We start from the raw sequence: 18,682 nt of genomic DNA, 5'->3' as shown, positions 1-18,682 counted from the left end.
GTACGCTGCTGCTCATGGCGGCTGCCGGACTCTCCCTCGCTGTCGGATCGGCACCCGCCGCCACCGGCCCGGTCGCCGAGCCTCTCGGCCGGGTGATACCGGCGCCCGCTTCGGTGGAGCCCGCGGGATCCCCGTACCGGATCACCCGCGGCACGCACATCCGCGTCGACGACTCTCCCGCGGTCCGTCAGGTCGGCGAGTACCTCGCCGGCGTCCTGCGGCCCTCGACCGGCTATCCCCTGCCGGTCACCACGCACGGCAGCGGCGGCATCCGGCTCCGCCTGGACGGCGGCCGCTTCGGCGACGAGGGCTACCGCCTCGACAGCGGTCCCAGCGGGGTCACGATCACCGCTCGAAAGCCCGCCGGGCTTTTCCACGGAGTGCAGACCCTGCGCCAGCTCCTGCCGGCGTCCGTCGAGAAGAGGACCGCGCAGCCCGGGCCCTGGACGGTCGCGGGCGGGACCATCAAGGACTCCCCGCGCTACGCCTACCGCGGTGCCATGCTGGACGTCTCCCGCCACTTCTTCACCGTCGCCCAGGTCAAGCGCTACATCGACGAGCTGGCCCTCTACAAGATCAACACCCTGCATCTGCATCTGAGTGACGACCAGGGCTGGCGCATCGCCGTCGACTCCTGGCCGCGCCTCGCGACCTACGGCGGTTCGACCGAGGTGGGCGGCGGCGAGGGCGGCCACTACACCAAGGCGCAGTACCAGGAGATCGTGCGCTACGCAGCCTCCCGCTACCTGGAGGTCGTCCCCGAGATCGACATGCCGGGCCACACCAACGCCGCCCTCGCCTCGTACCCCGAACTCAACTGTGACGGCGTCGCGCCTCCGCTCTACACCGGCACCGACGTCGGCTTCAGTTCGCTGTGCGTGCCCAAGCAGGTGACGTACGACTTCCTCGACGACGTCATCCGCGAGCTGGCCGCGATCACACCGGGCCGCTACATCCACATCGGTGGCGACGAGGCGCACTCCACCAGCCACGACGACTATGTGAAGTTCATGGACCGGGTGCAGCCGACCGTCGCGAAGTACGGCAAGACCGTGATCGCGTGGCACCAGATCACCGGTGCGCACCCGGTCAAGGGCGCGCTCGCGCAGTACTGGGGACTCGACGACACCAGCGCCGCCGAGACGGCCCAGGTCGCGAAGGCCGCGCAGAACGGCACCGGGCTGATCCTGTCCCCGGCCGACCGGTTCTACCTCGACATGAAGTACACCGAGGACACGCCGCTCGGTCAGGACTGGGCGGGACTGGTCGAGGTCCAGCGGTCCTACGACTGGGACCCGGGCGCCTACCTTCCGGGCGTGCCGGCCTCGGCGATCGCCGGCGTCGAGGCGCCGCTGTGGACCGAGACGATCGTCCGGAACGTCGACATCGACTACATGGCCTTCCCGCGGCTGCCCGGAGTGGCCGAACTGGGCTGGTCGCCCGCCTCCACGCACGACTGGAACGCCTACCGGCTGCGGCTCGCCGCACAGGGACCCCGCTGGGAGGCGATGGGGATCGGGTACTACCGGTCGCCGCAGGTGCCCTGGCCGACGCGGTAGGCCGAGCATCACGACGGGCACCCCGGTGGACCGTACACCGGGGTGCCCGCCCGTCTGTGCGCGGCGCTACAGCCCCGCGACGGGGTTCCTCAGATCCCCCACCAGTTGAAGCGCTCCTGACGGATCCGCCAGGTCGACCATCTGCCTGTTGTTCCGCAGCTGAAGCCGGTTGAGGCAGGACAGGGCGAACCGGGGGGCGAACATGTCGTACTGCCGGAACCTTTCGGCGAGGTGCGGAGCCGCATCCTGGTACGCGCGGACCACCTCGGCGACCGTCCGCCAGAAGTCCTCCTCCTCAAGGACCCCTTCGGCGGCGAGGTTCGCCGCGACGAAGCGGAAGAAGCAGTCGAAGACGTCCGTGAAGATCGACAGGAGCTTCATCTCCTCCGGGACCTCGGCGCGTACCCGCGCCACCTCCGGCGGCAGCGCCGCGTCCGGGTCCATCACCACGATCTCCTCGGCGATGTCCTTGAAGACCGCCCGCTGCACGACACCGTCCTTCAGGACCAGGATCACGTTCTCGCCGTGTGGCATGAAGGCCAGGTCGTAGGCGTAGAAGCTGTGCAGCAGCGGGGTGAGGTAGGCGCGCAGATAGCGGCGCAGCCACTCCGCGGGCACCAGCCCGGACCGCTCGATCAGCGCTCCGGCGAAGGACGCGCCCTCGTGGTCGACATGGGCGAGGGACGCCATGGTCGCCAGGGTCTCGCCCTCCTGGAGCGAGGCCACCGGGCTCTCCCGCCACAGGGCGGCGAGCATCTTGCGGTACGGGGAGTAGCGGTCGGTGGCGGCCTCGTACTCGAGGTGGCGGTAGCCGACGGCCGCGCGCTCGCGGATGATCGTGAGGCCGGTCGACTTGAGGACCGGGTCGCTCTCGATGAGCCGGGCCAGCCAGTCGTTGATCGCCGGGGTGGCCTCCATGTAGGCGGCCGACAGCCCGCGCATGAAGCCCATGTTGAGGACGGACAGGGCTGTCTTCACATAGTGCTTCTCGGGACTGCTCCTGTTGAAGAAGGTCCGTATGGACTGCTGGGCCAGGTACTCGTCGTCGCCCTCGCCGAGGCAGACGAGGTGCCGCCGGGCGACCTCGGCGGCGAAGGTGACGGTGAGCTTGTTCCACCACTGCCAGGGGTGGACGGGTATGAGGAGGTAGTCGGCCGGGTCCAGGCCCTGGTCCGTGAGCCGCCGGTGGAAGCGCTCGACCGTCGCCTCACCCAACTCGTCCCGCAGGAAGGACTCGTACGCGATCCCGGTCCCCGCCGTGAACGCGGCCCGTGAGCGGTGCGCGGCCAGCCACACCAGCCGGACCGGGCTCGCGGTCTCGGGCGCGTACGACAGGTACTCGTGGATGCCGAAGCCGAGCCGCCCGTTGTTGGCGACGAAGCAGGGGTGCCCCTCGGTCATCCCGGTCTCGATGCCCTGGAACCCGCTGCGAGCCAGCTCGGCGGCGGTGATCTGCGGCTTGCCGAGCTTGTAGCAGGTGCTCGAGAGGGTGGAGGAGATCTCCTCCAGGTACACCGGGAGCACCTCGGCGCTCAGCCCGAGGGACCGCTGCAGCTCGATGAAGAAGTCAAGAGCCTCGAGCGGGAGTTCGCCGCCCTCCCGGTGGCGGGTGATCGAGTCCGGGTCGACCTGCCAGTGGTCGAGGGCGCGGACGGTGGCCGTGAACCGGTAGCGAGTGAGTCCGTCGTCGCTGCGGACGGCGTAGTGGCCGTCGTCCTCCGGTTCGGGGGTGATCAGCCGTTCGTGCGCGAACTCGGCGAGCGCCTTGCGCAGGAGAAGGCGGTTGGCCTTCTCCCAGTGCTCGGGGGACAGGTGCGAGACGGCGTCGGCGAGGGTCATGCCGTCACCGCCCGCTCGAACTGCTCACGGGTGCAGAAGCTGAGCAGCGCAGTCTTCTCCGGCTTCCGGATCTCGTGCGCCGGCACGAACCCGACGGCGGCGTTCAGCGCGTGCACCGCGGTGTTGCGGACGTCGGGTTCGACGACGACGCGTTCGGTCGCCGGGTCGTCGAACAGGTGGCGCATCACGGCGGTGATGACGGCCCGGGTGAAGCCGTGCACGGGTGCGTCGGTCGGCGCGACCAGGAAGTGCATGCCGACGTCGCCGGGCTCCGGCTCGTACAGCCCGACCAACTCGCGGTGGGCCGGGTCGTACTTCTCCATCAGGAAGGCGGGCTCGCCGTCGTGCAGTCCGAGGAGGGCGTGGTGGTGCTCGTCGGCCGCGATCTCCATGTAGGCGCGTTCGACGTCCTCCAGCCGGGCGTCCTGCATCATCCAGAAGGCCGCCTTGGGGTGCGTCACCCAGCCGTGCAGGAGCACGGCGTCCTCGAGGGGGGCGAAGGGGCGGAAGGCGAGGGTGCCGAGGGCGGTCGTGCTCATACTGCGAACTCCTGGAAGGCGATGGTCTTCTCGACCGGGTAGTACTCGGTGCCGAGCAGTTCCCGGATGATGTACGCGTTCCGGTAGGGGCCCATGCCCAGGTCGGGGCTGGTGACGCTGTGCGTGTGAACGCCGGCGTTCTGCAGGAAGACGCCGCTGCCCGAGAGGTCGATGGAGTAGTTGCGGGCCACGTCGAAGTTGCCGTGCTCGTCGTGGCGCAGGCGGTCGCGGACGGGCTTCAGGAACTCCGGCTCGACGTACTTGTAGCCGGTGGCGAGGATCAGGCCCTGGGAGCGCAGCTCGAAGTCCTTGCCCTGCTCCTCCTGGCGGAAGCCGAGGGTGTAGCTGCCGTCCTCGTGGCGGGCGCTGGTGAGCGCCGAGTTGGTGAGCAGGCGGGTGGGGACCGGGCCGTCGAGGCTCTTCTGGTACAGCAGGTCGAAGATCTCGTTGATCAGGTCGCCGTCGATGCCCTTGAACAGGCCCTTCTGCTGCTCGGTGAGGCGGTAGCGGGTCCGCTCGGGCAGCGCGTGGAAGTAGTCGACGTACTCGGGAGAGGTCATCTCCAGCGTGAGTTTGGTGTACTCCAGCGGGAAGAAGCGCGGGGAGCGGGTGACCCAGTTCAGCCGGTAGCCGTGGACGTCGATCTCGCCGAGCAGGTCGTAGTAGATCTCCGCGGCGGACTGGCCGCTGCCGACCAGGGTGATCGAATCCATGGCCTGGAGCTGGTGCCGGTGGTCCAGATAGCGCGAGTTGTGGACGACTTCGCCTTCGAGGCCGCGGCAGGCCTCGGGGATGTGCGGTGGGGTCCCCGTGCCGAGGACCAGATGCCGGGCGCGGTAGGTGTCCCCGGTCCGCGTCCGGACGACATACACCTCGTCCTCGTACGTGACCTCGGTGACCGTCGTGCCGAAGCGGATGCTGCGCAGCTTCGAGGCGGCCCAGCGGCAGTAGTCGTCGTACTCGACGCGCAGCGGGTAGAAGTTCTCGCGGATGTAGAACGAGTACAGCCTGCCCTGCTCCTTCAGGTAGTTGAGGAAGGAGTACGGGGAGGTGGGGTCGGCCAGGGTGACCAGGTCGGACATGAACGGGGTCTGGAGGTGGGCCCCCTCCAGGAACATCCCCGCGTGCCACTCGAAGTTCGGCTTGGACTCGAGGAAGACGCCGTCGAGCGCGGCGATCGGCTCGGTGAGGCAGGCGAGGCCGAGGTTGAAGGGGCCGAGCCCGATCCCCACGAAGTCGTATGTCTTGGCGGTGGCTTCAGGAAGCGCGGTCAAGGGACTCTCCCAGGTGCTGCTCGGCGTGGCCGACGATCAGATCGAGCACGGCGGCGATGTCGTCCGCCGTCGTCTCGGGGTTGAGCAGGGTGAACTTCAGGTAGTGGCGGCCCGCGACCTTGGTGCCCGCCACCACGGCGTCGCCGGAGGCGAACAGCGCTTTGCGGGCGTACAGGTTGACGTGGTCGATCACGGCCGGGTCGGTGACGGCCGCCGGGATGTAGCGGAAGACGAGGGTGGACAGCTCCGGACGCACCACCACGTCGAACCGGGGGTCGGCGGCCAGCAGGCTCCAGCCCTCCTGCGCCAGCTCGCAGACCTCGTCGAAGAGCTGCCCGATCCCGTCGGCGCCCATGGTGCGCAGGGTCAGCCACAGCTTGAGGGCGTCGAAGCGGCGGGTGGTCTGGAGGGACTTGTCGACCTGGTTGGGAATGCGATCCTGGACCATGCGGCGTGGGTTGAGGTACTCGGCGTGATAGGTCGCGTGGCGCAGGGTGGTGGCATCCCGGACCAGTACGGCGGACGAACTCACCGGTTGGAAGGAGGACTTGTGGTAGTCGACGGTGACCGAGTCGGCCCGCTCGATGCCGGCCAGGCGGTCCCGGTTCTGGAGCGAGGCGAGCAGTCCGCAGCCGTAGGCGGCGTCCACGTGCATCCACACGCCGAACTGCGCGCACAGCTCGGCGATCTCCTGCAGCGGGTCGATGGAGCCGAAGTCGGTGGTGCCCGCGGTGGCGACGACGGCCATCGGGGTCAGTCCGTCCCGAGCGCAGCGCTCCAGTTCGTGGGCGAGGGGGACGGTCTGCATGCGCTTGTCGGAGCCGACGGGGATGGAGACCACGGACTCGGGGCCGAGGCCGAGCAGTTTCGCCGACTTCTTCACACTGAAGTGGCTGACCTCGGAGGCGAGGATGCGCAGTTCGGCGAGGGAGGCCGCGCCTTCCGGCCCGGGCTCGGCCGCCTCCTCGCGGGCCAGCAGCAGCGCCTGGAGGTTGGACTGGGTGCCGCCGGAGGTGAACACGCCGTCGGCGGCGGGCCCGAGGCCGATGCGCTCGGCGGTCCAGTCGATGAGCCTGCGTTCGATCAAGGTGCCGCCGGCCGACTGGTCCCAGGTGTCGAGGGAGGAGTTCACGGCGGACAGGACGGCCTCGCCGAGCACGGCCGGGATGACGACCGGGCAGTTGAGGTGGGCGAGGTAGCGGGGGTGGTGGAAGTAGATCGCGTCCCGGAGGTAGAGCTCCTCCAGCTCGTCGAGGACCGCGGAGGTGTCGTGGAGCGGGCGGTCCAGGTCGATCCGCTCGATCTTGGGAGCGAGGGCGTCGACAGCGACGCCGGTGAACGGACGGTCGGTGGCGGCGAGTTTGGCGGCCACCCGCTCTACTCCTTCGGTCACGGAGCGGCGGTAGTGCTCCGCGGTGAGGTCATTGAGCAGGTGCGAGCGCATGTGGGGGTCCTCCCGGTGGGGACAGTCCGTGCGGGGCAGGAGAGGCGGGGCAGAAGAGGGCGACATCGGCTCGACTTAGGTTAGCCTAACCTAAATTCGATCACGGCAATGCCGCCCTCTTCGTGACCGCCGTCACTCCTGTGCGCGCAGTTGTTCCTCGCTCAGCCCGCGCCGCCAGTACCCCACGAAGGTGACGCGGCGCCGGTCGATCCCGCGCTCGCCGACGAAGTGCCGGCGCAGCTCCTTGACGCGGCCGGACTCACCCGCCATCCAGATGTACGGGGCGTCGGCCGCGGGGAGTTCGGTCCGCCGCAGCGCGTCGAGGGCCGCGGGAGACCCCTCGCTGCGTACGAGCCGACTGATCTCGGCGTCGGCCTCGGTCACCAGGTCCTGGATGTCACCGGCGTACCCGGCCTCCAGCCAGGCGCGGACACGGATGCCCGCGGGCAGCCCTTCGAGGATCGCGGAGGCGGCGGGTACGGCGGTCTCGTCGGCCCAGATCACCACCAGATCGGTGTCCTCGGGCGGACGGAAGCGGATGGCACGGTTGTCCGCGACCGCCGGGCCGAGGAGGACGACGCGGTCCCCGGGGGTGGCGCGGGAGGCCCAGACCGAGGCCGGTCCCGCCGGGACGGTCGCCCCCGGCTCCACACCGTGCAGCACGAAGTCGATGTCGATCTCGTCCGGGTCGCGCCGCAGGGCCCGGAGTGTGTACGAGCGCATCACCGCCCGTACGTCGTCCGGGAGTTCACGCCAGCCCCGCCACCAGTCGTCGCCGAGCTCGATGGGGATCACCGGCTCCGGCTGGCCGGGGTGCGGGAGGAACAGCGAGAGGGATTGATCGCATCCCTTGGAGTGGAACGCGCGCAGATCCTCCCCCGCCAAGGTGACCCGGACCAGGGACGGGCCGAGCCGCCTCGTCCGTACGACCTGGAGGGAGAAGAAACGGAACGGGGCGGCCACGGCCGTCGTCATGAATGCTCCTGAGCGTCAGGAAACGGGTCGGGACGGGTCAGCCGACCTTTTTGGCCGTCTCGATGGCCTTGGCGAGGTCCTCGAGCAGCGGGGCGCACTTGTCGTACGACAGGATGGGCTCGGGGTTGCGGGCGATGACCTGGCCCGCCTTGACCGCGGGGAGCTTCTTCCAGGTCGCCTCGGTGATGTCGGCGGGCTGGATGGCCGAGGTGCGGTTGTCCATCATGATGACGTCGGCCTTGTACTTGTCGATGTTCTCCCAGCTCAGGTTCTCGAACCAGCCGCCGCTGGCCTTGAGCACCGAGGCGGAGGGCTCGACGAAGTCCACGCCGAGTGCCTTGAAGTACTCCAGGTCGATGGAGAGGTTGGAGCCGGAGACGTAGAAGATGTCCTGGCTCGCGGAGCCCGCCAGCACCTTGATGCCGGGATTGGCCTTGGTGGCCGCCCGCAGCCGGGCGGCCGCGTCCTCGAACCGCTTCTTCGCCTGGGTGATCTTCGCCGAAGCGGTGTCCGCGCCGAGCGACTTCGCGAGGCCGAGCATGCGCTGCAGCGGCTCGGTCATCTGGCGGTCGTAGACGGAGATGCCGACGCTCGGCGCACCGACGGCGAGGATCTTCTTCTTGGACTCGTCGGGCACGTACCAGAGGGTGCCCGCATCGTCGAACATCGTGGTGACGAGCAGGTCGGGAGTGAGGGTCGCGTACTTCTCGATGTTGAACTGGCCCCACTCGTTGCCGAGGATCGTGACCTTGGTGATGTCGAGGTCGCCGGCCTGGACGTCGGCCTTGCCGTCCTTGGTCTTCGTCGGCCCGAAGACGCCCTTCACATCGATGCCGTAGTCGTGGAGGGCGGCGGCGGCGCCCACGAAGGCGACGATGCTCGCCGGGGTCTTGTCCGCCTTGGCCGTCTGCCCGCGGTCGTCCTTGAACGACCAGGGTCCGGACGTGGCCGCGGCCTTCCCCCCGCCCGAGCCGCTGCTTTTGCCCTTGTCGTCACCGCAGGCCGAGAGCACGGCACCGAGGCCGAGGGCGCCGCCGGCGGCGAGGATGCCGCGGCGGGAGAGACGGGTGGCACGAGCATGGGACATGAGTGTGGCTGCCTTCGAACGGGGCGGAGCGTCCGCCGATTGGGTTCGAAGGCAGGTTAGCCTAACCTTAGTTTTTGTCGAGAGGGCAGGAGTCCGGGCAGCGGAAAACCCGCCAGTCCGTCGTGCTGGGCCGGGGTGGTGAGGGGCGAACCCACGTCCGGCTGCTTGCAGATCCACGGCTGAGGGCGCTTCATCACGCTTGCCACAGCCAGGAAGGGGCCGGACCGCCGATCCCGGCCGCCCGACCCCTTCAAGTGCCTCGCCTACGCCGTGCGTTCGCCGGCGATCGCGCGCATCTTCGCGTACTCCACGCTCCGCGCGCGGTGAACCCGCGGTCGCGGGTGGCTCAGCTCACCAGCCCCAGCTCCCGGGCGATCAGCATCCGCTGCACCTCGCTCGTGCCCTCGCCGATCTCCAGGATCTTGGAGTCCCGCCACATGCGGGCCACCGGGTACTCGTTCATGAAGCCGTAGCCGCCGTGGATCTGGGTGGCGTCGCGGGCGTTGTCGACGGCGACCGTGGACGAGTACAGCTTCGCCAGGGCCGCCTCCTTCTTGAAGGGTTCGCCGGAGACCAGGCGGGAGGCGGCGTCGCGCCAGGCCAGCCGGGCCGTGTGGGCCTTCATCTCCATGTCGGCGATCTTGAACTGGATGGCCTGGTTGGCGCCGATCGGCCGGCCGAAGGCCTGGCGTTCCTTGGCGTACTTGACCGACTCGTCCACGCAGCCCTGGGCCAGACCGGTCGCCAGCGCCGCGATGGCGATGCGGCCCTCGTCCAGGATGCGCAGGAACTGGGCGTAGCCGCGGCCTTCCTCGCCGAGCAGGTTCGCGGCGGGCACGCGGACGTCCTGGAAGGACAGTTCACGGGTGTCCGAGGCGTTCCAGCCGACCTTCGAGTACGGCGCCGCCACCGTGAAGCCAGGCGTGCCGGACGGGACGATGATCGAGGAGATCTGCGGCTTGCCGTCCGGCTTGCGGCCGGTGACCGCCGTGACCGTGACCAGACCCGTGATGTCCGTGCCCGAGTTGGTGATGAAGCACTTCGTGCCGTTGATCACCCACTCGTTCGTGTCCGCGTCCAGGCGGGCCGTCGTACGGGTGGCTCCGGCGTCGCTGCCGCCGTCCGGCTCGGTGAGGCCGAAGGCGCCCAGTATCTCGCCCGCGCACAGCCGGGGCAGCCACTCGCGCTTCTGCTCCTCGGTGCCGAAGAGGTGCACAGGCATCGCGCCCAGGGAGACGCCCGCTTCCAGGGTGATGGCCACTGAGGAGTCCACACGGGCGAGCTCCTCCAGCGCGATGCCCAGCGCCAGATAGTCGCCGCCCATGCCGCCGTACTCCTCCGGGAACGGCAGCCCGAACAGGCCCATGCGGCCCATCTCGCGGACGATCTCGTACGGGAACTCATGGCGTTCGTAGAAGTCGCCGATCTTGGGTGCCACGACGTCGCGAGCGAACTCCGCGACCGTGCGCCGGAGTTCCTCCAGCTCGGGGGAGAGGTGGTGGTCCATGGGATTCACTCCTTGTGGGAGAGGGCTCGGACGGTGCGGGACGGGCTGGGCCGGTCCAGGTGGGCGGCCATCCACACGCTCGTGGCGGTGAGCCGGCCCAGATCGACCCCGGTCTCGATGCCGAGGCCCTGAAGCATCCACACGAGGTCTTCGGTGGCGAGGTTTCCGGTGGCGGATTTCGCGTACGGGCAGCCGCCGAGGCCGCCCGCGGAGGAGTCGACGGTCGTCACGCCGTGCTGGAGCGCGGCCAGGGTGTTGGCGAGCGCCTGGCCGTAGGTGTCGTGGAAGTGGACACCGATCGCGCTGGTCGGCACGCCCTCCTCGTTCAGTTCGGAGAGCAGGTTGAGGACATGGCCCGGTGTCGCCACGCCGATCGTGTCGCCGAGGCTCAGCTCGTCGCAGCCCATGTCCATGAGCGCCTTGCTGACCCGGACGACCTGGTGGATGGGGACCGGGCCCTCCCAGGGGTCGCCGAAGCACATCGACAGATAGCCGCGGACGTGCACCTTGCGGTCCTTGGCCTGCCGGACCACCGGGTCGAACATGGCCAGGGCCTCGTCCACCGTGCGGTTGAGATTGGCCTTGGCGAAGGACTCGGTGGCGCTGGCGAAGACGGCGATCCGTTTGGCGCCGAGCGAGAGGGCGCGGTTCAGCCCGCGCGCGTTCGGGACGAGGACGGGAAGGGCCACCGGCAGCTCGTGGACGAGCGGGAACAACTCCTCCGCGTCCGCGAGTTGGGGCACCCACTCGGGGTGGACGAAGCTGGTGGCCTCGATGGTGGTCAGGCCAGCGTCGGCGAGCCGGCGGATGAACTCCGCCTTCACCTCCGTCGGGACCGTGCGCTTCTCGTTCTGCAGTCCGTCACGCGCGCCGACCTCGTGGATCCTGACCCGTGGGGGCAGGTCCTCGGACTGTACGACCATGGGAAGTCCCTGAGCGGTCATTCCTTCCCCTCCGTCTCCACGCTGTCGTCCTCGTGCGGCGCGATCACGGCCAGCACCTGGTCCATGGCGACCGTCGTGCCCGGGGTGACGTCGAGTTGCGCGACGGTCCCCGCGTGCGGGGCGGAGATGACGTGCTCCATCTTCATCGCCTCGACCACCAGCAGGCTCTGCCCCGCGGCCACCTCGTCCCCGACGGCCACCTTCACGACGGTGACCGTGCCGGGCATGGGCGCGGTCAGCGAGTCGGTACCGGAGCGGGCGGCACCGGTGAGCGACGCGGCGACCGGGTCGTGGTCGCGCACGTGCCAGGCGTCGCCGTCGCGGCCGAGCCAGTCGGTGGAGCGGTGGAAGGTGTGGCGGACACCGTCCAGGACGACGGACACCGAGTCCTCGGTGACCGTGTGGCTGCCCCGGGGCGCGTACTCCAGCGGCTCCAGGACCCGCAGCGGGAAGGACACCGGCTTGGGTTCGCCGCCCAGTCGCCAGCCGCTCGGCACGGAGAACGGGTCCGTCCAGCCCTCGCCCCGCGGTCGCAGTGCCTCCAGGCGGACGGCCGCCGCGGCTTCGTACACCTCGTCCGGAACCTCCGCCGGTACCAGGCCGTCCACCTCGCGCTCCACCAGCCCGGTGTCCAACTCGCCCGCCACGACCGCCGGATGGGCCAGCAGACGGCGCAGGAACCCGGCGTTCGTCTGCACGCCCAGGGTGACGGTCTGCGCCAGGGCCGCCCGCAGCTTGCGCAGCGCGGTCGCGCGGTCCGGGCCGTACGCGATGACCTTCGACAGCATCGGGTCGTACAGGCTGCCCACCTCGGTGCCTTCGGTCAGTCCCGAGTCGGTGCGCACCCCGTCGCCCTGCGGCTCGTGCAGCGACAGCACCCGCCCGCCGGAGGGGAGGAAGCCGCGGGCCGGGTCCTCGGCACAGATACGGGCCTCCACCGCGTGCCCGGTGAGCGTGACGTCCTCCTGCCCGAAGGACAGGGGCTCTCCCGCGGCCACCCGCAGCTGCCACTCCACCAGGTCGAGGCCGGTGACCATCTCCGTGACCGGGTGCTCCACCTGGAGACGGGTGTTCATCTCCATGAAGTAGTACGCGGAGGGATCGCCGCCCGGGACGATGAACTCCACCGTGCCCGCGCCGCGATAGCCGCACGAGCGGGCCGCCTGGACGGCCGCCGCGCCCATCGACGAGCGGGTGGCCTCGTCGAGGAGCACGCTCGGCGCCTCCTCGATGATCTTCTGGTGGCGGCGCTGGAGCGAGCACTCGCGCTCGCCCAGGTGCACCACGTTGCCGTGGCCGTCCGCCAGGACCTGGATCTCGATGTGGCGGGGCCGGTCGATCCAGCGCTCCACGAGGAGCGTGTCGTCGCCGAAGGACGCCCGGGCCTCACGGCGCGCGGCGGCGATCTCGTCGGCGAGCTTCTCCGGCTCCCGCACCAGCCGCATGCCCTTGCCGCCGCCGCCCGCGCTCGGCTTCAGCAGCACCGGCATGCCGATCTCCCGGGCGGCGTCGGCCAGCTCGGCGTCCGTGAGCCCGCTCCCGCTCGATCCCGGGACGACCGGGACCCCGGCCGCCTGCACCGTCTCCTTGGCGCGGATCTTGTCGCCCATGAGCGAGATCGCCTCCGCGGGAGGCCCGATGAAGACCAGGCCCGCATCCGCGCACGCCCGCGCGAACGCGGCGTTCTCCGCGAGGAAGCCGTACCCCGGGTGCACCGCCTGGGCGCCGGTCCGTGCGGCGGCCTCCAGCAGTCGCTCCACGGACAGATAGCTCTCGGCCGCGGGCGCCGGCCCGATCCGTACCGCCGTGTCGGCCTCCCGGACGTGCCGGGCGTCGGCGTCCGCGTCGGAGAAGACGGCCACCGAGCGCACGCCGAGCGAGCGCAGGGTACGGATGACGCGCACCGCGATCTCGCCCCGGTTGGCCACAAGCACCGTGTCAAACATGGATCCCCCTCACATCCGGAAGACGCCGAAGCCGGGTTCGCCCAGCGGGGCGTTGGCACAGGCGGTCAAGGCCAGGCCCAGCACCTGCCGGGTCTCCATCGGGTCGATCACGCCGTCGTCCCACAGTCGGGCCGTCGCGTAGTAGGCGTCCCCCTGCTGTTCGTACTGGGCGCGGATCGGGGCCTTGAAGGCCTCCTCGTCCTCCAGCGGCCAGGACTCCCCGCGGGCCTCCAACTGGTCGCGCTTGACGGTCGCGAGGACCGACGCGGCCTGCTCGCCGCCCATCACCGAGATCTTCGCGTTCGGCCACATCCACAGGAAGCGCGGGGAATACGCCCGGCCGCACATCGAGTAGTTGCCCGCGCCGAACGAGCCTCCGACGACCACCGTGAGCTTCGGTACGCGTGTGCAGGCGACCGCCGTGACCATCTTGGCCCCGTGCTTGGCGATGCCGCCCGCCTCGTAGTCGCGGCCGACCATGAAGCCGGAGATGTTCTGCAGGAAGACCAGTGGGATGCCGCGCTGGTCGCACAGCTCGATGAAGTGGGCGCCCTTCTGGGCGGACTCGGAGAACAGGATGCCGTTGTTGGCGACGATTCCGACCGGGTGGCCGTGGATGCGGGCGAAGCCGGTGACGAGCGTCTGCCCGAACTCCGCCTTGAACTCGGCGAAGCGCGAACCGTCCACCACGCGCGCGATGACCTCGCGTACGTCGTAGGGCGTGCGCGAGTCGACCGGCACCGCACCGTACAAGCCGAACGGATCGACCTTGGGCTCCGTCGACGGGACGACCTCCCAGGGCAGCGGCCCGCGCGCGGGGAGGGTCGAGACGATGGTCCGCACGATCCGCAGCGCGTGCGCGTCGTCCTCCGCGAGGTGGTCGGTCACGCCCGACACCCGCGAGTGGACCTCGCCGCCGCCCAGCTCCTCGGCCGTCACCACCTCACCGGTGGCCGCCTTCACCAGAGGCGGGCCGCCCAGGAAGATCGTGCCCTGGTTGCGCACGATCACGGCCTCGTCGCTCATCGCCGGGACGTACGCCCCGCCGGCCGTGCAGGATCCGAGCACCGCGGCGATCTGGGGGATGCCGGCGCCGGACATACGGGCCTGGTTGTAGAAGATCCGCCCGAAGTGCTCGCGGTCGGGGAACACCTCGTCCTGCATGGGCAGGAAGGCGCCTCCGGAGTCGACCAGGTACACACAGGGGAGGCGGTTCTCGAGCGCCACCTCCTGGGCGCGCAGGTGCTTCTTCACCGTCATCGGGTAGTAGGTGCCGCCCTTGACCGTGGCGTCGTTGGCCACGACCACGCACTCGCGGCCGCTGATCCGCCCGACCCCGGCGATCACCCCGGCGGCGGCCGCCTGCCCGTCGTACATCCCGTCGGCGGCGAGGGGCGCCAGCTCCAAGAAGGGCGACCCCGCGTCCAGCAGGGTGTCCACGCGGTCGCGCGGCAGCAGCTTGCCGCGCGCCGTGTGGCGCGCACGGGCCTTCTCGCCGCCGCCGAGCCGGGCCGCGGCCAGCTTGGCCCGCAGCTCCTCGCCGAGCGCGCGGTGCGCCTCTTCATTGGCCCGCCAGGCCTCCGACGCGGGATCGGCCGCGCTCGTCAGCTCCGGTGCCTCCAGCATCCTGCGGTCCCCTCACCTTGTTAATGAGCGTTAACGCATTTCCTCCAGGTTAACGACCGCTAACCTCTCTGTCTAGAATCGATTTCATGGCCACGAGAACCGACGCACCCACCCGTCGTGAGCAGATCCTGAAGGAGGCCGCCCGGCTCTTCGCCGAGCGCGGCTTCCACGGTGTAGGGGTCGACGAGATAGGGGCCGCGGTCGGCATCAGCGGACCCGGTCTGTACCGGCACTTCGCGGGCAAGGACGCGATGCTCGCCGAGCTGCTCGTGGGCATCAGCGGCCAGCTGCTGACCGGGGCCAGGCGACGGGTCGCCGAGGCCGACGGGGGACCCGAGGGGCGCGACCCCGAGACGGTCCTCGACTCGCTGATCGAGGGGCACATCGACTTCGCTCTCGACGACCGTCCCCTGATCACCCTGCACGACCGGGAGCTGGACCGCCTCCGGGACAGCGACCGCAAGCTCGTGCGGCAGCTCCAGCGGCAGTACGTGGAGCTGTGGGTGGAGGTCGTCCGCGAGGTGTATCCGGGCCTGACCGAGCCGACCGCCCGCTCGGCCGTGCACTCGGTGTTCGGCCTGCTGAACTCGACTCCCCACCTCGGGCGGCCGGGTGCGCTGCCGGGGCGCGCGGTGACGGCCGATCTGCTGCACCGGATGGCGAGGGGGGCGTTCGCGGCGGCCAGGCAGGACTGAGCGGGCTGCTCCGCAAGCGTGACGAGCGTTACGGGTCTGCTCCCCTGGACGGGTGTCCGTACCCGCCGGTACGGTTCTGTCTGAGCAAGCGCTTAGACAGAGCCAGGTGGAGGTGGCGGCGGTGCGCCGTACGGTGTTCAACGAGGATCACGAGGCATTCCGGGAGACCCTGCGCGCCTTCATCGAGGCCGAGGTCGTACCGGTCTACGACGAGTGGTTCGCCGCCGGCCAGGCGCCGCGCGAGTTCTACTACAAGCTGGCCGAGCTGGGACTCTTCGGCATCAACGTCCCGGAGGAGTTCGGCGGCGCCGGCCTGGACACGCACAAGTTCGAGGCCATCCAGTACGAGGAGACCGCCCGCGCGGGCGTCAACTTCGGCGGCTCCGGCGTGCACGTGCTGCTCGCCCTGCCCTACATCAAGATGCTCGCGACCGACGAGCAGAAGAAGCGCTTCCTTCCGAAGTTCGTCTCCGCCGAGGAGATGTGGGCCATCGCGATGACCGAGCCGGGCACCGGCTCCGACCTCGCGGGCATGAAGACCACCGCCAAGCTCTCCGAGGACGGCACCCACTACGTCCTCAACGGCGCCAAGACCTTCATCACCGGCGGCGTGCACGCCGACCGGGTCATCGTCTGCGCCCGTACCTCCCCGGCGACCCCCGAGGACCGCCGCCACGGCATCTCCCTGTTCGCCGTGGACACCAAGTCCGAGGGCTACTCCGTCGGCCGCAAGCTCGACAAGCTCGGCCTGAAGACCTCCGACACCGCCGAGCTGGCGTTCGTCGACGTGAAGGTCCCGGTCGAGGACCTGCTCGGCGAGGAGAACAAGGGCTTCTACTACCTCGGCGCCAACCTGCCCTCCGAGCGCTGGGGCATCGCCTTCGGCGCCTATGCGCAGGCCAAGGCCGCCGTCCGGTTCGCCAAGCAGTACGTGCAGGACCGCACCGTCTTCGGCAAGCCGGTCGCCCACTTCCAGAACACCAAGTTCGAGCTGGCCGGCTGCCAGGCCGAGGTGGACGCGGCCGAGGCGGTCGCCGACCGCGCCCTGGAGGCCCTCGACGCCGGTGAGCTGTCCCCGGCCGAGGCCGCGAGCGCCAAGCTGTTCTGCACCGAGGTCGCGCACCGCGTCATCGACCGCTGCCTCCAGCTGCACGGCGGCTACGGCTACATGAACGAGTACCCGATCGCCCGTCTGTACGCCGACAACCGCGTCAACCGCATCTACGGCGGCACCAGCGAGATCATGAAGACGATCATCGCCAAGGACATGGGCCTGTAAGGTCTGCGAAAAGTCTGCCGGACACACCGGATACAACTGACCTCATGAGTCAGGCACTGCAGTCCCTCCTCGATCTGCTCGACCTGGAGCAGATCGAGGAGGACATCTTCCGCGGTCAGTCCCGGTCCGCCGTCGTCCCGCGCGTCTTCGGCGGGCAGGTGGCGGCCCAGGCGCTGGTCGCCGCCGGACGGACGGTCCCCCACGACCGGCCCGCCCACTCCCTGCACGCGTACTTCCTGCGTCCGGGGGACGCGGGCGCACCCATCGTCTACACCGTGGACCGCATCCGTGACGGCCGCTCCTTCACCACGCGCCGTGTCGTGGCGATCCAGCACGGACAGCCGATCTTCCACCTCTCGGCGTCCTTCCAGACGTACGAGGAAGGCCTCGACCACCAGGCCCCGATGCCGCCCGCGCCCGACCCGGAGACGCTGCCCACCTCGCACGAGCGGATGCGCGGCTACGACCACCTTCCGCCCGATGTGGTGGAGCGGTTCCTCGAGGTGCGCGAGGCGGTCGATCTGCGGTATGTCGACGAGCCGCCGTACGGCAAGTTCGGCGAGCCGCGCGAACCGCACTCCCAGGTGTGGTTCCGCACCAACGGCAAGCTGGTCGACGACCCCCTGCTGCATGTCGTCCTCGCCACATACGTCTCCGACATGACGCTCCTCGACTCCGTCCTGCTCGCGCACGGACGCGGCGGCTGGGCCGTCGGCGATGTCGTCGGGGCCTCGCTGGACCACGCGATGTGGTTCCACCGCCCGTTCCGGGCCGACGAGTGGCTTCTGTACGACCAGGAGTCCCCGTCGGCGTACGGCGGCCGTGGCCTCGGCCAGGCCCGCATCTACACCCAGGACGGGCGGCTGGCGATCTCGGTGATCCAGGAAGGTGTGGTCCGGGTCCCGCGGTGACGCCGGGAGACCGGAAGGGGGGTTCGCCCGCGCGGGCGACCCCCCGTTTTTGTTGCTCTGACCCGGAGTCGGCTCAGTAGCGCCGGATCAGCTCCGGCTCGATACGGGGCCCGACGAGCGGGAGGCAAGCTTGCGATGATCTTGCCGTCGGCTGGTCGGAGTATGACCTTCCGGATCGATCAGGCCAGCCCCGCCGCATTGAGCAGGTACGCCGTCAGCGGGTCGTAGTGGCGGGGGCTCGTGACGTGGTCGTCGAGGGGGACCGTCACCTGGACCGTTCCCTCGGCCTCGGCGAGGAAAAGGGCCGGGTCGTTGCAGTCGGCGTAGCCGACGGAGTCGATGCCCGTCTGGCCCGCGCAGCCCGCCCAGCCGTGGTCGGCGACGACCAGGTCGGGCAGGGCGCGGCCCTCGGCCTGCAGGCCCTTCAGGATCGCGCGCATCGGCTCGCCGGAGTGCGTGTGCCAGAGGGTGGCGCCGTGCTCCAGGACGGCCACGTCGGCGAACTGCATGACGTAGCCCTCCTCCGTCTGGAGGCCCTCCGGGATGACGACGATCTCGCAGCCGGCCGTGCGCAGCGCGGCGGCGGTGGCCCGGTGGACGTCGAGGAGGCCGCCGGGGTGGCCGGTGGCCAGCAGGACGCGCTGCTCGCCGGCGGCGGCCTTGCGCAGACGGGCCGCGAAGCGGTCGAGGGCGTCGACGGTCAGCTCGGGATCGATGGTGTCCTGGCCGTAGCGGTACTCGGGGTCGTCGTTGACGCCGCAGCGCTCCGCCATGACCGCGAGCACGTCCTGCTCGTCGGTCCAGCGGTCCCCGAGCTCCAGGCCCAGCCAGAAGTTGCGGTCGCCGTTCGCGAGCTTGCGGTAGTGGGAGAGGTTGTTCTCGCGGGGCGTGGCGACGTCGCCCGCGATACGGGTCTGTACGAGGTGGTCGACGAGCTCGGCGCGGCTGGGGGTCCCGGGTATCGGCATGCCCCCCATTCTGCCGGTGCGCTCCACGTGGCCGGCCGGCGTTCCGCACCGTGGGACGTGCGTCACCCGGCGCCGGGCAGGCCGGTCCG

Annotated in this window: 15 protein-coding genes; 4 read left to right on the top strand and 11 right to left on the bottom strand. The window is 70.1% G+C overall.

What is annotated here, in order from left to right; genetic code table 11:
• Positions 1 to 14 precede the first annotated feature (14 nt).
• Positions 15 to 1,559 carry a beta-N-acetylhexosaminidase gene (locus ABZ904_RS07030; protein WP_361821646.1) on the top strand — a complete coding sequence of 515 codons (1,545 nt, stop codon included), beginning with the start codon at positions 15 to 17 and terminating at the stop codon, positions 1,557 to 1,559.
• A 66-nt stretch (positions 1,560 to 1,625) separates the two neighbouring features.
• Here ABZ904_RS07030 and ABZ904_RS07025 read toward each other — a convergent pair whose 3' ends face one another.
• From ABZ904_RS07025 to ABZ904_RS06980, 10 genes are all read right to left on the bottom strand, one after another.
• Complete coding sequence (locus ABZ904_RS07025; RefSeq protein ID WP_361821643.1) at positions 1,626 to 3,398, bottom strand: IucA/IucC family siderophore biosynthesis protein; 1,773 nt, start codon at positions 3,396 to 3,398, stop codon at positions 1,626 to 1,628.
• Positions 3,395 to 3,937 (bottom strand): GNAT family N-acetyltransferase, encoded by a 543-nt coding sequence (locus ABZ904_RS07020; RefSeq protein WP_360991655.1) that lies wholly within the window; start codon positions 3,935 to 3,937, stop codon positions 3,395 to 3,397. Before ABZ904_RS07020 ends, ABZ904_RS07025 begins: the two co-directional genes overlap by 4 nt.
• Positions 3,934 to 5,211 carry a lysine N(6)-hydroxylase/L-ornithine N(5)-oxygenase family protein gene (locus tag ABZ904_RS07015; protein ID WP_360991658.1) on the bottom strand — a complete coding sequence of 426 codons (1,278 nt, stop codon included), beginning with the start codon at positions 5,209 to 5,211 and terminating at the stop codon, positions 3,934 to 3,936. The genes ABZ904_RS07020 and ABZ904_RS07015 overlap by 4 nt, the downstream gene beginning before the upstream one ends.
• A complete protein-coding gene (gene desA, locus ABZ904_RS07010; RefSeq protein ID WP_361821639.1) occupies positions 5,195 to 6,655 on the bottom strand; it encodes a lysine decarboxylase DesA in 1,461 nt (486 codons plus the stop codon). The genes ABZ904_RS07015 and desA overlap by 17 nt, the downstream gene beginning before the upstream one ends.
• A 132-nt stretch (positions 6,656 to 6,787) precedes the next feature.
• Positions 6,788 to 7,630 carry a siderophore-interacting protein gene (locus tag ABZ904_RS07005; RefSeq protein WP_359391515.1) on the bottom strand — a complete coding sequence of 281 codons (843 nt, stop codon included), beginning with the start codon at positions 7,628 to 7,630 and terminating at the stop codon, positions 6,788 to 6,790.
• A gap of 37 nt (positions 7,631 to 7,667) precedes the next feature.
• Positions 7,668 to 8,717, bottom strand: coding sequence for an ABC transporter substrate-binding protein (locus tag ABZ904_RS07000; RefSeq protein WP_360991664.1), 1,050 nt, complete (start codon positions 8,715 to 8,717; stop codon positions 7,668 to 7,670).
• Between the two features lie 346 nt (positions 8,718 to 9,063).
• On the bottom strand, positions 9,064 to 10,224 hold the full coding sequence (locus ABZ904_RS06995; protein WP_359391513.1) for an acyl-CoA dehydrogenase family protein: 1,161 nt from the start codon (positions 10,222 to 10,224) through the stop codon (positions 9,064 to 9,066).
• A 5-nt stretch (positions 10,225 to 10,229) separates the two neighbouring features.
• Entirely contained in the window at positions 10,230 to 11,168 is a 939-nt protein-coding gene (locus ABZ904_RS06990; protein ID WP_359391512.1) for a hydroxymethylglutaryl-CoA lyase, read from the bottom strand.
• Complete coding sequence (locus tag ABZ904_RS06985) at positions 11,165 to 13,114, bottom strand: acetyl/propionyl/methylcrotonyl-CoA carboxylase subunit alpha (protein WP_361821635.1); 1,950 nt, start codon at positions 13,112 to 13,114, stop codon at positions 11,165 to 11,167. The genes ABZ904_RS06990 and ABZ904_RS06985 overlap by 4 nt, the downstream gene beginning before the upstream one ends.
• Before the next feature lie 9 nt (positions 13,115 to 13,123).
• Positions 13,124 to 14,740 (bottom strand): carboxyl transferase domain-containing protein, encoded by a 1,617-nt coding sequence (locus ABZ904_RS06980; RefSeq protein ID WP_361821633.1) that lies wholly within the window; start codon positions 14,738 to 14,740, stop codon positions 13,124 to 13,126.
• 86 nt (positions 14,741 to 14,826) lie between these two features.
• Between ABZ904_RS06980 and ABZ904_RS06975 the strand changes: the two genes are divergently transcribed.
• The 3 genes from ABZ904_RS06975 to ABZ904_RS06965 all read left to right on the top strand — a co-directional run bounded on the left by ABZ904_RS06975 (position 14,827) and on the right by ABZ904_RS06965 (position 17,625).
• A complete protein-coding gene (locus ABZ904_RS06975) occupies positions 14,827 to 15,435 on the top strand; it encodes a TetR/AcrR family transcriptional regulator (RefSeq protein WP_359391509.1) in 609 nt (202 codons plus the stop codon).
• A gap of 121 nt (positions 15,436 to 15,556) precedes the next feature.
• Positions 15,557 to 16,714: an acyl-CoA dehydrogenase family protein gene (locus ABZ904_RS06970; RefSeq protein ID WP_359391621.1), complete on the top strand. Its 1,158-nt coding sequence runs from the start codon at positions 15,557 to 15,559 to the stop codon at positions 16,712 to 16,714.
• Between the two features lie 44 nt (positions 16,715 to 16,758).
• Positions 16,759 to 17,625, top strand: a complete 867-nt coding sequence (locus ABZ904_RS06965) for an acyl-CoA thioesterase II (protein ID WP_359391508.1) — start codon at positions 16,759 to 16,761, stop codon at positions 17,623 to 17,625.
• Between the two features lie 179 nt (positions 17,626 to 17,804).
• On the opposite strand, the gene ABZ904_RS06960 is transcribed toward ABZ904_RS06965, so the two are convergent.
• Entirely contained in the window at positions 17,805 to 18,593 is a 789-nt protein-coding gene (locus ABZ904_RS06960; RefSeq protein WP_360991679.1) for a phosphatase, read from the bottom strand.
• Between the last annotated feature and the right edge of the window lie 89 nt (positions 18,594 to 18,682).

It is taken from the genome of Streptomyces sp. NPDC046900, assembly GCF_040644975.1.
Lineage (GTDB): Bacteria > Actinomycetota > Actinomycetes > Streptomycetales > Streptomycetaceae > Streptomyces.
This window is presented reverse-complemented; position numbering and strand designations above follow the sequence as displayed.

Coding starts and splice junctions, on each gene's coding strand:
- ABZ904_RS07030 (WP_361821646.1), top strand. CDS start 15: ATGGCGGCTGCCGGACTCTCCCTCGCTGTCGGATCGGCACCCGCCGCC.
- ABZ904_RS07025 (WP_361821643.1), bottom strand. CDS start 3,398: ATGACCCTCGCCGACGCCGTCTCGCACCTGTCCCCCGAGCACTGGGAG.
- ABZ904_RS07020 (WP_360991655.1), bottom strand. CDS start 3,937: ATGAGCACGACCGCCCTCGGCACCCTCGCCTTCCGCCCCTTCGCCCCC.
- desA (WP_361821639.1), bottom strand. CDS start 6,655: ATGCGCTCGCACCTGCTCAATGACCTCACCGCGGAGCACTACCGCCGC.
- ABZ904_RS07005 (WP_359391515.1), bottom strand. CDS start 7,630: ATGACGACGGCCGTGGCCGCCCCGTTCCGTTTCTTCTCCCTCCAGGTC.
- ABZ904_RS07000 (WP_360991664.1), bottom strand. CDS start 8,717: ATGTCCCATGCTCGTGCCACCCGTCTCTCCCGCCGCGGCATCCTCGCC.
- ABZ904_RS06995 (WP_359391513.1), bottom strand. CDS start 10,224: ATGGACCACCACCTCTCCCCCGAGCTGGAGGAACTCCGGCGCACGGTC.
- ABZ904_RS06990 (WP_359391512.1), bottom strand. CDS start 11,168: ATGACCGCTCAGGGACTTCCCATGGTCGTACAGTCCGAGGACCTGCCC.
- ABZ904_RS06985 (WP_361821635.1), bottom strand. CDS start 13,114: ATGTTTGACACGGTGCTTGTGGCCAACCGGGGCGAGATCGCGGTGCGC.
- ABZ904_RS06980 (WP_361821633.1), bottom strand. CDS start 14,740: ATGCTGGAGGCACCGGAGCTGACGAGCGCGGCCGATCCCGCGTCGGAG.
- ABZ904_RS06975 (WP_359391509.1), top strand. CDS start 14,827: ATGGCCACGAGAACCGACGCACCCACCCGTCGTGAGCAGATCCTGAAG.
- ABZ904_RS06965 (WP_359391508.1), top strand. CDS start 16,759: ATGAGTCAGGCACTGCAGTCCCTCCTCGATCTGCTCGACCTGGAGCAG.
- ABZ904_RS06960 (WP_360991679.1), bottom strand. CDS start 18,593: ATGCCGATACCCGGGACCCCCAGCCGCGCCGAGCTCGTCGACCACCTC.